General features: G+C 67.6%; 10 protein-coding genes and 1 tRNA gene. 7 read left to right on the top strand and 4 right to left on the bottom strand.

Going from position 1 to position 12,962, the window contains the following annotated elements; all coding sequences use genetic code 11:
- The first annotated feature begins 116 nt into the window (after positions 1-116).
- The 5 genes from BLQ49_RS10945 to BLQ49_RS10925 all read left to right on the top strand — a co-directional run bounded on the left by BLQ49_RS10945 (position 117) and on the right by BLQ49_RS10925 (position 6,085).
- Positions 117-1,094, top strand: coding sequence for an ABC transporter substrate-binding protein (locus BLQ49_RS10945; protein WP_091715783.1), 978 nt, complete (start codon positions 117-119; stop codon positions 1,092-1,094).
- On the top strand, positions 1,091-3,118 hold the full coding sequence (locus BLQ49_RS10940; protein WP_091715781.1) for a sensor histidine kinase: 2,028 nt from the start codon (positions 1,091-1,093) through the stop codon (positions 3,116-3,118). Before BLQ49_RS10945 ends, BLQ49_RS10940 begins: the two co-directional genes overlap by 4 nt.
- Complete coding sequence (locus BLQ49_RS10935; RefSeq protein ID WP_091716183.1) at positions 3,118-3,516, top strand: response regulator; 399 nt, start codon at positions 3,118-3,120, stop codon at positions 3,514-3,516. The genes BLQ49_RS10940 and BLQ49_RS10935 overlap by 1 nt, the downstream gene beginning before the upstream one ends.
- The gene (locus tag BLQ49_RS10930) at positions 3,513-4,778 is read left to right on the top strand and encodes an adenylate/guanylate cyclase domain-containing protein (protein WP_091715779.1); all 1,266 of its coding nucleotides are present in this window, start codon (positions 3,513-3,515) and stop codon (positions 4,776-4,778) included. The genes BLQ49_RS10935 and BLQ49_RS10930 overlap by 4 nt, the downstream gene beginning before the upstream one ends.
- A gap of 320 nt (positions 4,779-5,098) precedes the next feature.
- Positions 5,099-6,085, top strand: coding sequence for an ABC transporter substrate-binding protein (locus BLQ49_RS10925; protein ID WP_091715777.1), 987 nt, complete (start codon positions 5,099-5,101; stop codon positions 6,083-6,085).
- Between the two features lie 861 nt (positions 6,086-6,946).
- On the opposite strand, the gene BLQ49_RS10920 is transcribed toward BLQ49_RS10925, so the two are convergent.
- A tRNA-Glu gene (locus BLQ49_RS10920) sits at positions 6,947-7,022 on the bottom strand.
- A gap of 103 nt (positions 7,023-7,125) precedes the next feature.
- Here BLQ49_RS10920 and BLQ49_RS10915 point away from each other — a divergent pair.
- A complete protein-coding gene (locus tag BLQ49_RS10915; RefSeq protein WP_244507542.1) occupies positions 7,126-8,130 on the top strand; it encodes an RluA family pseudouridine synthase in 1,005 nt (334 codons plus the stop codon).
- 234 nt (positions 8,131-8,364) lie between these two features.
- Positions 8,365-9,258 carry an RNA polymerase sigma factor RpoH gene (gene rpoH / locus BLQ49_RS10910; protein WP_091715774.1) on the top strand — a complete coding sequence of 298 codons (894 nt, stop codon included), beginning with the start codon at positions 8,365-8,367 and terminating at the stop codon, positions 9,256-9,258.
- A gap of 93 nt (positions 9,259-9,351) precedes the next feature.
- Here the strand turns inward: rpoH and BLQ49_RS10905 are convergent, their stop codons facing one another.
- From BLQ49_RS10905 to BLQ49_RS10895, 3 genes are all read right to left on the bottom strand, one after another.
- A complete protein-coding gene (locus BLQ49_RS10905) occupies positions 9,352-10,713 on the bottom strand; it encodes a serine/threonine-protein kinase (protein ID WP_091715773.1) in 1,362 nt (453 codons plus the stop codon).
- Positions 10,714-10,993: 280 nt separating this feature from the next.
- On the bottom strand, positions 10,994-12,286 hold the full coding sequence (locus BLQ49_RS10900; RefSeq protein ID WP_091715772.1) for an adenylosuccinate synthase: 1,293 nt from the start codon (positions 12,284-12,286) through the stop codon (positions 10,994-10,996).
- A 142-nt stretch (positions 12,287-12,428) separates the two neighbouring features.
- On the bottom strand, positions 12,429-12,761 hold the full coding sequence (locus tag BLQ49_RS10895; RefSeq protein WP_091715770.1) for a hypothetical protein: 333 nt from the start codon (positions 12,759-12,761) through the stop codon (positions 12,429-12,431).
- Positions 12,762-12,962: the final 201 nt, after the last annotated feature.

The following is a 12,962-nucleotide window of genomic DNA, read 5'->3' as shown; positions in this document are numbered from 1 at the left end:
CGTGGTCTTAAGGCTGAGCCTAAACTAAGCTACGTCCCGGGCATTTGGTTCGCGCTGTGCGCGGTCCGTCCGGTCCCAGGGACCGGGCGACGGGGCAGCTCAGGGTCGGGGATCGGATGAAGCGGAGAACCGTCATAGCCGGGTTGCCCTTCCTCCTCGCGGGGCACCCGCTGGCGGCCCGGGCCCAACCCCAGGCCCGCGTGGTGGCGCTCTGGCCATTCGGTGAGAACGACGCGGAGGGCCAAGCGCTGTCGGCAGGATTCAACGCAGCTCTGCTCGACCGCGGTCAGAGGGAAGTCCTGATCCAGCATCGCTGGGGGGGAGCCGATGGTGCGCGCACGCGAGCGCTGGCTGTCGAGGCGATTCGTTCTCAGCCGCAGGTGATCTTCACGTATCTCAACGCGCAGCTCCGCGCGGTGACGGCGCTGTCCCACACGATCCCGCTCGTCTTCGTCGGGGCCTCCGATCCGGCCGGCTTCGGTCTGATCGAGAACCTCAGTCGACCGGGCGGCCATGTCACGGGCTTCACCCTGTACGAATCGTCCCTGGGCGGTAAGTGGCTGGCGGCTCTCCAGGAGGCCGTCCCGGCGATCAAGTGGGCCACCCTCCTGCTGACTCCGAGCGCGGCGACCCGTGACGGGCACCTCTACGCGGAGGCGTTCTTGGGGACCGCCGCCGCCCTTTCCATCGAACCCGCCGTCGTGATGGCCGACAAAGCCGCCGACATCGATCCGATCGTCGCAGATCTCGCGCAGTGCGGGAATGCGGGCCTCATCGTAGCGCCCGGCACCTTGAGCGAAGCGCAGGGGGATCGCATCGTCGCGATGACCGCCGCCGCGCGGATACCGACCCTCTTCGCGATTCGGCGGTTCGCCCGCCGGGGCGGCCTGATGTCGTATGGGCCCAACCCGGACGAACTCGTCCGTCGGGCGGCCGTCTACGTCGACCGTATCCTCCGCGGCGCCGATCCGGGGAGCCTACCGATTCAGGCTCCAACGAAATACGACCTCATCATCAATCTCAACGCCGCACGCAGCCTGGGCTACGACATATCGTCCGCCCTCCTCGCGCAGGCGGACGAGGTCGTCGAATGACGGCGTCTCCCCCGTTGGACGCGCCCGGGCCTTCCGCCCGCAAGCCGTTTCGCTTGCCCCTCTCGGGGAAGTTCGCGGTCGCCTTCGTCGGCTTGGTGAGCCTCGTGTTGCTGATCAATGGCGCAGTCGACCTGTCGCTGAACTTTCAGGAGGCCAAGCTCAACGCCATTACGGTGCAGCGCGAGAAAGCACAGGGCGCCGCCGAGCGCGTCGAAGCCTTCGTCTCCGAGATTGGGAACCAGATCGGCTGGACGACTCGGGCCGAGTGGCGCCGCGTCCCCCCGGACCAGCAGCGCTACGACTTCATCCGCCTGATGCGTCAGGCGCCCGCCATCACCGAAGCGGCCTATATCGATCCGAGCGGACGGGAACAGCTGCGCGTCTCGCGGCTGGAACCGGACGTCATCGCCAGCGGGAAGGATTTCTCGACGTCGCCGCGCTTCACAGAAGCGCTGAAAGACAAGGTCTGGTTCGGCCCGGTCTACTTCCGGCGTGGCTCCGAGCCATACATGACCGTGGCGGTCGCGCATGCCGGCCGTGACCCCGGGGTGACGGTCGCGGAAGTCAACCTGAAGTTGATCTGGGACGTAGTCAGCAGCATTCGCAACGGGGAGACGGGCTACGCCTTCGTGACGACCTCCACCGGGCGCCTGATCGCTCACCCGGATCTCAGCCTCGTCCTGCGCGACACGGATCTATCTGGCCTGCCCGAAGTCGCGGCGGCCCTGCCGGGGAATGGCAGCGCGCAGGATTACGAGATCACGACCGGTCTCGGCGGCGGCCTTGTCCTGGCGGCCCATGCCGCCATCCCCCGGGTCGGGTGGATCGTCTTCGTGCAACTTCCCCTGCGGGAAGCGATGGATCCGCTCATCGAGTCGGTGATCCAGACCGTCGCGCTGATGGGCCTCGGCGTGCTGCTCGCCTCGGTGGCGGGTACCTTCCTGGCACGGCGCATGGTCGTGCCGATCCGCCAGCTTCAGGATGGGGCTGAGCGGTTCGGTGCGGGAGACCTGTCGGAGCGCATCGTGATCCGCACCGGTGATGAGATCGAGACGCTCGCGCATCGGTTCAACCTGATGGCCGGCCGGATTCAGGAATCGTACGAGACCCTGGAGGCCAAGGTCGAGGAACGGACCCGCGATCTCAACAGATCGCTCGACGATCTTCAGAAGGCGCAAAGCCGTCTCGTGCAATCCGAGAAGCTCGCCTCGCTGGGTCAGCTCACGGCGGGGATTGCCCACGAGATCAAGAATCCCTTGAACTTTGTCAACAATTTCGCATCCCTCTCGAAGGAACTGGTCGATGAGCTCATCGAGGTGCTGAAACAGGCATCCCTCGATCCGAACACCCGCGCGGATGCGGAGGAAACCGCCGAACTTCTTAAAAGCAACCTCGATAGGGTCGTCCAGCACGGTAAGCGGGCCGACTCGATCGTCAAGAACATGTTGCTGCACTCGCGCACCGGATCCGGCGAGCACCGCCCCGTCGACGTCAACGCGCTCGTCGAGGAGAGCCTGAATCTAGCCTACCACGGCGCTCGTGCGGCCAAACCCACCTTCAACGTGACCCTGGAGCGCGACTTCGACCCGGCCGCCGGCGTTGCCGACATATTTCCCCAGGAGATCACGCGCGTTCTGCTGAACCTGATGTCCAATGGGTTCTACGCCACAGAGAAGAAGGTCGAGGGAGGTGAGCTGGGCTATGCGCCGACCTTGGCGGTGGCGACCCGCGACCGGGGCGACCGGATCGAGATCCGGGTGCGGGACAACGGCACGGGTATCCCGGACAGCGTCAAGGCGAAGATGTTCGACCCGTTCTTCACCACCAAGCCCGCCGGCGAGGGAACGGGCCTCGGGCTGTCCCTGAGCCACGACATCCTGGTGAAACAGCATGGCGGATCGGTCGATGTCGCCACGGAACCAGGCGAGTTCACCGAATTCACGATCACGCTGCCGCGCGCGGGCGCGGCGACGGCCGAGTCCGCCACGGCGGGCAGCCCGGCGAATGACCCGAAGAGCCCATGATGAACGTCCTGATCCTCGTCGTCGATGACGAACCCGACATCGCCGAGTTGTTCCGGCAGCAGTTCCGCCGCGAACTGCGCGCGCACCGGTTCGAGATGGCGTTCGCCCATTCGGCTGCGGAAGCATTGGACCGCATCCAAGACACACACGGGCCGAACTTGGTCTTGATGTTCTCCGACATCAACATGCCCGGGATGACCGGGTTGGAGTTGCTGCCGCTCGTGCGTACGGCGCGGCCTGAAGTGCCGGTGATCGTCATCACCGCCTATGGTGATACCGAGACCCGGGAGCGCGCCGAGGCGGCTGGCGCGGTCGGCCTGATCACCAAGCCCATCGACTTTGCCGCCCTGCGCGCCGAAATCGACCGGCGCCTCTCCCTGCGCGCGGGGACGGAATGAGCGAGACTCTGCCCAGCGCCAAGATCCTGGTCGTCGATGACGAACCGGATCTCGAGGCCTTGATCACACAGAAATTCCGCCGTCAGATCCGCCAGGGCGTGGTGACGTTCCTGTTCGCGCATGACGGGCAGGAGGCGCTCGACAGCCTCTCCGTACATCACGACATCGACATGGTGTTGTCCGACATCAACATGCCGCGCATGGATGGCCTCACCCTGCTCGCCAAGCTGCAGGACCTCGCCGACCGGCCGTCGACCATCATCGTGTCCGCCTACGGGGACATGGCGAATATCCGCACCGCGATGAACCGCGGCGCTTTCGACTTCCTGATGAAGCCGATCGACTTCGCCGACCTCGAGACGACGATCGACCGGACCCTGCGGCATGTCGAGGCCCTGCGCGAGGGTCGGCGGCGGCAATCGATGGCCGAACGCGCCCACGCCTCGCTGGCGCGCTATTTCTCGCCGAACGTTGCGGAGCGCCTGGCCGGGGATGCGTCGGGGCTGGAACTCGGCGGACATCGGCGCGATCTGGCTACCCTCTTCACCGACATCGCGGGTTTCACCAGCCTCGTCGAGAGCCTCGATCCGGCGCTCCTTGCCGAGATCCTGAACGGGTACCTCGCCGAGATGACGGATATCGTCTTCGCGCACGAAGGAACGGTCGCCAAGATCGTCGGCGACGCACTCCACGTCCTGTTCGGGGCGCCTGGGGATCAGCCGGACCATGCCGCCCGGGCGGTCGCATGCGCGCTGGCCCTGGACCAGGCCGCCGAGGATTTCCGGACGCGTTGGCGCGTTCGCGGCATCGAGTTCGGAGTGACGCGGATCGGCGTGCATGCCGGTCCCGCCATCGTGGGCAACTTCGGCGGTGGCCGCTACTTCGACTACACGGCCTACGGCGACACCATCAACACCGCGGCCCGGCTTGAGAACGCCAACAAGGCATTCGGGACACGGATCTGCGTCAGCGAGACCGCGGTGGTCCGGGCCGGGGCCTTCCGGGGCCGGCCCCTCGGCGATCTGCTCCTGCGGGGCAAGCAGGAATCGCTGCGGGCGTTCGAGCCCTTGACCGTTGCGACGTACGACGATGTCGCGTTGAGCCAGTATGGGGATGCCTTCAAGAAACTCGAAGCCGGTGAGGCGAGTGCCCTGCCGGCCTTCGCCGCCCTGGTAGGGCTGCGGCCCGATGATGGTGTGGCGGCGTTCCATCTGAAGCGCCTCCTCAACGGATCGAGCGGTACGCGGATCGAGGTCCGCTGACGCCCCACCCGGCCCCGGCTGAGAGCGCTTCCGCCGATGGGGACGCCGGCTCGGCGCAGCGCGGGTCGAAACGAAGGCTTGGAACCGCCCCGATGGCAACGTGATCGGCAACGGCTCCGGGCGGGATGAGATCACGCGATCCGGCAATGTAGACCACGCTCACTGGCCGTTCTTGGCGACCGGGGGATCTCCGGAGGCAAGGGACGGTCTGACGGGCTTTGACGAAGGCCGGCCGTCATCTCATGACAGCGCAAATCCGCCCCGGGCAGATCTCATCCGTCCAGGCGGGTTCGGTATCATCGTAGGCGGGAGTGCGGCGCATGAGACGGCGCGATGTCATGGCGGGCTTGGGCAGCGCTGCGGTTTGGCCGGCGGCCGGCTGGGCCCAGACCAAGGGACAGCGCCGGCTCGCGATCCTTCTGGTCTATGGCGAGGCGCATCCCGACACGCCCTTGATCGTCGAGACGTTGCGAGCGAGCCTTCACCGGGCCGGGTGGGATTGGGGTCAGAACCTCGCGGTCGATCTGCAGTACGGCGATGGCGACACCGAGAAGATGCGCCGTCAGACGGACGCCATGCTCGCGCGAAAGCCCGATATCGTCCTCGCGCAGGGTATCGTCGGCGCAAACGTGCTGCAGCAGGCGACGAAGGTCACACCGGTCGTGTTCATGATGCTGCAGGATCCGGTGGGCGCAGGCTTCGTGACGAGCCTGTCGCATCCGGGCGGCAACCTCACCGGCTTCACGAACTTCGACTTCACCTTCGTCGGGAAATGGCTTCAGCTCCTCAAGGAGCTCAGCCCGAACGTCGTCCGGGCGCTCGCCCTGATCAACCCGGACTATCCCGCGCGCCTTGCCGGCTACACAGCCGAACTCGCCCGGATCGGCCCGGAGATCGGCATCGAGGCCCGGATCGCCGGCATTCACGATATGGCCGAGATCGACACGGCGGTCACCGCCTTCGCCAAGGAATCACAGGGCGGGCTGCTCGTACTGCCGGACGCGGTGACGGGGGTGTATGGCCCACAGATCATCGCGCTGGCCTCGACACATCGTCTGCCCGCCGTCTACGCGTACGAGGCGCAGGTGCGTCTCGGCGGTTTGGCCGCTTACACGACCAGCATCGTGCAAGATGTCCAACGGGCGGCCGGCTACATCGACAGGATCCTGCGCGGCGCATCGGCCAGCGATCTGCCGGTTCAGGCTGCCGAGCGGTTCCTCACCGTGATCAACCTCACGACCGCCTCTGCCCTGGGTTTGACGATCGCACCGGCGCTGATGGCCAAGGTTGATGAGCTGATCGATTAGCGGCCGAACGCGGTGGAGCAGTCGCGCTAGGCAGAACCGCTTCAAGGGTAGGACTTTTTCCGATCGAAAAGCCCGTTACATCGACGGGGTCAACCCGCAGCGTTGGCCTGACCGTCGCTGCGACAGGCCAAGACCGCGTACGGTCCCTCGTGGCTTGGCGCGCGACACGGGGAGGAGTGGCGTCTTATATCGGTCAGGCCGCGGGCATCGCATCGTACACGGCGCCCTGGCAGCCCGAACCGCGGGGCGTCCGCGAGAGGGGCTGATCTTCCCGGTGATCGCCCACACCAAGCGTAGGGTGCAACGCACGGCTCCGAAGCTCCCGGCAAACGGAACAGCAACGCCGGCGGCGGGCCGAGGATCGCCAGGGCCGCGCGTATCCTGGCGCGGATGAAATGCCATGGTCGCAGTCGCGCTCATGCCCGGTCATACCGACGGTACCGGCGACGTCGCCATCCGCCCCTTACGGCAGCCCCCGGGGGCGGCTCTGCAGACACTCTGGTCCGCGTCGGTCCGCGCCGATGAGGGCGGCAATCCGATTTTCCGTAGCCCAATCCTGCCTGCGGTTTGAACCGATCGGGGTTGATCTCTTTGCGTTGCGCGACGGGGAGCAGCGCACTCGACGCCCGATCGGTACCGCCCGTTGGCGAGACCGGGCCTGCCTCAGGCTCTTGCACCTGCGGGTCGGCGGGCTCCACGACGTATCGGCAAAACTGCGCGTCGTACGACCGGCGACTGGGATGCACGGTGCGCCCTGATAAAGCTCAAGGGCGCTTCTCCGAAGCTGCGTGGTCCGCCCCAAGATGGACGTTGCGTCCTATGCCTGGCGAGACCTTGATCGGATTGAGGAAAATGCGCCGGTGGCGCTCCCAAGGGGAATCGAACCCCTGTTTTCGCCGTGAGAGGGCGACGTCCTAGACCGCTAGACGATGGGAGCTTTCCGGCGGCGCGGGGGTGCTATAGCCACGACCCGCCGGGGGAGCAAGGGCCTTCCGCGGGAAATCGTGTCGGCGGATCGGATTGGGCAGCGGATCGGAAGCGTGGTGGACAGCGAGAACGAGGAACGCGCCGGAATCGTCGCCGAGGGCGGCCTGCGGCTCGACCGCGCCCTTGTGGCGCTCTTTCCGGACCTGTCCCGGGCCCGATTGCAGGATCTCATCCGCACAGGGCACGTGAACCGGGACGGCACGACGCTGCGCGACCCAGCCCTGAAGGTCGCAGCCGGGAGCCGCATCATCCTGTCGCTGCCCCCGCCGGAGCCGGCGGTGCCAGTCGCGGAGGCGGCCGACCTGCCGATCGTCTACGAGGATGGCGACCTAATCGTCATCGACAAGCCGGCCGGCTTGGTGGTGCACCCGGCGCCCGGTCATGAGAGCGGGACCCTGGTCAACGCCCTGATCGCCCACTGCGGGGCGAGCCTGTCGGGAATTGGCGGCGTACGCCGTCCCGGCATCGTTCACCGCCTCGACAAGGATACGAGCGGCCTGATCGTCGTGGCCAAGAACGATGCCACCCACCAAGGCCTCACCGCCCAATTCGCCGATCACGGGCGCACCGGGCCGCTGGAGCGCGCCTACGCAGCCTTGGTCTGGGGCCTGCCCCAGCCCCGCGCCGGCACGATCCGCGCGAACCTCGCCCGCTCCCGCTTCCATCGTGAGAAGATCGCTGTGGTCTCCGACGAGTCCGGCCGACATGCGGTCACCCATTACGCCGTCAGCGAGGTTTACCCGGAGGCCGCGCTGGTCCGCTGCGAGCTGGAGACGGGGCGCACGCATCAGATCCGCGTGCACCTGGCTCATTTGGGCCATCCGCTCCTCGGCGATCCGGTTTATGGCGGCGCGTTCCGGACCAAGGCCGCCCGCCTTCCGCCGGAGGCACGAGAGGCCCTGACGAGCCTCGGGCGGCAGGCCCTCCACGCCACCCTGCTCGGGTTCAGCCATCCCCGCACGGGGAAGACGCTACGGTTCGAGAGCCCGTTGCCGGTCGATCTGGCCACGCTCGTCACGCATTTGCGCGCCGGCATGGCCGAGGGACGCGGGCTGTAACCGGTCCGCGCGAGCGTGCGAAAAATCACCCCGTACCGCGTCACTTCGTGCCATGGTACGACCCAACCGGCCGGTTGCGCGTTGTTGACGACGTAGGTGTCCTCAACCGCGACCGGCTCCCGGCGACCCCTGTGAGATGGGTTGTCGGAAGGGTCGGCTCAAGAGCGGCCCGAGTGGACGGCACTTTTGCCCGTCGCGTCCGCCCGATAGGGGGACTAGGTCCAGGAGATTGCCATGGCCGGTACGCTGCCCGTGCTCGCCAACGAAGGTGGGCTTTCGCGCTACCTCGATGAGATTCGTAAGTTCCCGATGCTGGAGCCGACGGAGGAGTTCACGCTGGCGAAAGCCTGGCGGGACGCCGGCGACCGTGAGGCCGCGCATCGGCTGGTGACGTCGCACCTGCGCCTCGTGGCGAAGATCGCCATGGGCTACCGCGGTTATGGCCTGCCGATCGGCGAGGTGGTGTCCGAGGGCAATGTCGGCCTGATGCAAGCGGTCAAGCGCTTCGATCCCGACAAGGGCTTCCGGCTCGCCACCTATGCCATGTGGTGGATCAAGGCCGCGATCCAGGAATACATCCTGCGCTCCTGGTCGCTGGTGAAGATGGGCACCACGGCGAACCAGAAGAAGCTATTCTTCAACCTGCGCAAGGCCAAGGGCAAGATCTCGGCCCTCGACGAGGGCGACCTCAAGCCGGATCAGGTCAAGCAGATCGCCACCCGCCTCGGCGTGCCGGAGCAGGACGTGATCGACATGAATCGCCGCCTGTCCGGCGATACGTCGCTCAACGCGCCCCTGCGCGAGGAAGGCGAAGGCGAGTGGCAGGACTGGTTGGTGGATAATTCGCCGAGCCAGGAGACCGTGCTGGCCCGCGAGCAGGAGGGGCAGAACCGTCTCTCAGCGCTCCGCGATGCCCTGGGCGTTCTGAACCCGCGCGAGCGCCGGATCTTCGAGGCGCGGCGGCTTGCGGAGGATCCGATCACCCTGGAGGATCTCTCGGGTGAGTTCGGTGTCTCGCGCGAGCGCGTGCGGCAGATCGAGGTCCGGGCCTTCGAGAAGGTGCAGGAAGCGGTCAAGCGCAACATCGCGAGAAGCGAAGCGCCCCGGGCGGGCATCGAAGCCCATTGACGCCGGCGCATCGTCCCGACGGGCAAGTTCGGCCCTCGGGACGAAGGGACGGTTCCGGCAGGCGCAGCGCGTGCGCCTTGCCGGGGCTGACGGTTACTGCCAGGCGTCGAACGCGTTCTGCATCACCTGCGCGCCCGTTGCGCCCTTCTCGAAGGTCAGGACGGCACGACGGCCCGACGTGTAGCGCAGGGCCAGATCGAACCAGTTCTTGTGGAGCAGCAGATCCGTGTTGCGCTCGATATCGTTCGGGAGCGACGACAAGCCGATGAGGAAGAGGTTGTCGCGGACACGGACCGGAAGACCCGAAACCGGCGAGCCGCGGGCGTTCTGATCGTCCTTGGCCTGCAGCAGGCCGACATCCTGGATCGTGCGGCCTCCGTCACCGGTCTGGGTGAACGCCAGATTCACGGTGTGCGACGCCGGCAAGGTCGTATCGAGATTGCGTTGAATCGTCATCACCAGCGTGAGGTTCGCCTCCGGAATGGTGACAGTGGCCACGACCGCGGTCTGGAGGGGCTGTCCCTGCTCGCCGTTCACCGTATCGAGCCGCCACGTGACCCGGCCCTGCAACAAGGTCGGCTGCGCGTTCTCGCCTCCCCCGACCTCCTCGATCAGCTCAGCCCGCTGGGCGACCGAGACCGTCGATTCATTCGCGGGTGCTGCCGCGCGCATCGAGGTACCACTGTCGGCACGCGGAGCGGATGCCGCATCGCCACCGACGCGGTCGCCGAACTTTGCCTCGCCTTCGGGTTGTCGCGTCTCCGCCGTATCGACGCCGTTCGACGGAAGGATCTGGGGCCGGTCGCGCAGCAGGAAGGCCGCCACGGCGATCGCAGCGATCACCACCGCGAGGACGCCGCCGACGAAGGCGTTGCGCAACACCCGCGAGCGACCGGTATGCGGCGGCACCACATCGATGCGCGGGCGCTGGCGGCCGGCGGCGACATCGCCCGCGGCGAGTTCGGGATCCTCAGCCGGAGGCAGCGCGGGGGCCAGCACGCTCGGCTCGGGCGGGGCGGGCTGGGTCGCGCCGGGGCGCGGCGGCGCGATGGCGATCGGCGCCTCGCGGGGCTCCGCCTCCGCCTCCGGCGAACGGACCGCCGCCACGAAGGGCGGGTTGGCGGCTGGAAGCGCGGGCTCGGCGCCTGCCGGGCCGGGCGGCAGCGGCTCCGGAACCGCGGGCTCCGCGATCGGCTGTGGGGCGGGCTCCGGCGCCTGCGCCGCGTCGTTCGCGGGGGCCGGAAGTCCGCCATGATCCACTTCGAGACGCTCGATCGCCGCATCGAGGGCCCGACGCTCGAGATCGATATCGGCTTCGGACAGGGGCGGGTCGAGCGAGCGGAGCTGGCTGATCAGGGCGTTGCGCGCGCGGTCATAGACCGCCTTGCGCAGGGCGGGGGTTCGATCCGGCAGCGCGTCGAGCGCGCGTGCCAGAAGCGGGTAGTAATCGGCCATGTGCCCCTGATCCGCCCCTACAGCCGCCCTCCGACGACGCCGGTCGGTGGCTGGGAGCCGATGCCCGTGCCCGTTCTCGCAGAACCGGGCGCGGCCACCGGCCGGTGATGTCGTGCTCCCACAGCGCGAAGCCACGGCCGAACGCTGGTCGTTCCATCGACGGCCCCCGTCCCTGGGACGGGCGTCCTGCCGCGTGCCCGTTTTAGATCACGCCGGCGCTGCGTGGATACGGGCCGGACGATCAAAAAGATGCGCCGTCAACGGGATAGCGTGCGCCGCGTCAGTCCTCGAACGGGTTGTGCATCAGGATCGTGTCGTCGCGCTCGGGCGAGGTCGACAGCAGCGCCACGGGCGCACCGATCAGTTCCTCGATCCGGCGGACATACTTGATCGCCTGAGCCGGCAGGTCCGCCCAGGACCGCGCGCCCGCCGTGGTCTCGGACCATCCGGGGATCACCTCGTAGATGGGCTCCACACGCGCCTGCGCGGCTTGGCTCGCCGGCAGGTGATCGATGGTCTGCCCGTCCAGCCGGTAGCCCGTGCAGACGCGGATTTCCTCGAACCCGTCGAGGATGTCGAGCTTCGTCAGCGCGATCCCGTGGATGCCGGAGGTCCGCACCGTCTGGCGCACCAGCACGGCGTCGAACCAGCCGCAGCGGCGCTTGCGCCCGGTGTTGACGCCGAATTCACGGCCGCGGCTGCCGATGGTCTCACCGATCTCGTCGAACAGTTCGGTCGGGAACGGCCCCTCCCCCACCCGGGTGGTGTAGGCCTTGGCGATGCCGAGCACGTAGCCGATCGCCCCCGGGCCGAGGCCCGAGCCCGTCGCGGCCTGCGCGGCCACGATGTTGGACGAGGTGACGAACGGATAGGTGCCGTGATCGACATCGAGCAGCGCGCCCTGCGCGCCCTCGAACAGGATGCGCTTGCCGGCGCGGCGCTCCTCGTCGAGCAGCGCCCAGACGGTGTCGGCGTAGGGCAGAATCTTCGGGGCGATCGCCTTCAGCTCGCCGAGCAGGGCCTCGGCGTTCACCTCGTCGATCCCGAGGCCGCGGCGCAGGGCGTTGTGGTGGGTCAGCACCCGCTCGATCTTGGCGGGCAGCGCGTCGGGGTCTGCAAGATCGACCACGCGGATCGCCCGGCGGCCGACCTTGTCCTCATAGGCCGGCCCGATGCCGCGCTTGGTCGTGCCGATCTTGAGGCCGGCGTTGGCGGTCTCACGGAAATGGTCGAGCTCGCGGTGCAGCGGCAGGATCAGCGTGGCGTTATCGGCGATGCGCAGGGAGGCCGGCGAGACCTCGACGCCCTGCGCCTTGATCCGTTCGATCTCATCGACGAGGTGCCAGGGATCGACCACGACGCCGTTGCCGATCACCGACAGCTTGCCGCCGCGCACCACGCCCGACGGCAGCAGCGCCAGCTTGTAGGTGACGCCGTCGATGACCAGCGTGTGGCCGGCATTGTGCCCGCCCTGGAACCGGACCACGATGTCGGCCTGCTCGGAGAGCCAGTCGACAATCTTCCCCTTGCCCTCGTCGCCCCACTGGGCGCCCACAACGACGACGTTGGCCATGTCTGCCTGCTTACCCGCGACGGAAACCGGGACGACGCCACCCACGGGTGCAGGCGACGTACGTCGTGAGCCGTTTCCGCGATCCGGGCAGCGAAATCAAGCAATCCGCCCGCATGGGGCTCCGGCGCCCACTGGTAGCAGGCTACTTTGCCTCTGTTCCCGGCGCCCGCCCCGGCAGTTCATTCGGCTTGATCACCGGCATGGAACCGGACTGATCGGGTTTCACGACGGTTCCCGTCGTACCATTCTCAGGCGGCTTGATGACGCCGTCGTTCTGCTGGAGCTTGTCGCTGAGGGATTGATCCTTCGGCGGGGCATCCGCATTCGGGCGGACGCGCTCGGCCGGCATCTGAGTCGCCGGAGGCAAGGCCGGATCGGTATCGCGGCCTTTCAGCGGGGCGTCGGGGTTCTGGGCATAGGCGGGTACCGACAGCAAAGTCGCCGCCAACGTCGCGAGCAGAACGAGTCTTGGCACGATCAGCCTCCCCTCTGGGCTAAGATTTCGGGGAGGAACAGCCGGGGGCGGGATCCGTTCCTGCGCGGGTCTCGCGCCCCGAGGCTGGGCGTCGCCTCGGTATCTTACGGAGGTGCTGTCGCGGCCCACCCGGTTGCGGGGGTCCGGATCGCGTTCCACCGGCACTGCAGCCGCCCGGAAAAGCGCATTCGTCCGGCGCTA

This window comes from Methylobacterium phyllostachyos, from assembly GCF_900103445.1.
In the GTDB taxonomy this organism is placed as follows: domain Bacteria; phylum Pseudomonadota; class Alphaproteobacteria; order Rhizobiales; family Beijerinckiaceae; genus Methylobacterium; species Methylobacterium phyllostachyos.
The sequence above is the reverse complement of the archived record's forward strand: the minus strand, read 5'-3'. Positions and strand labels throughout refer to the sequence as shown.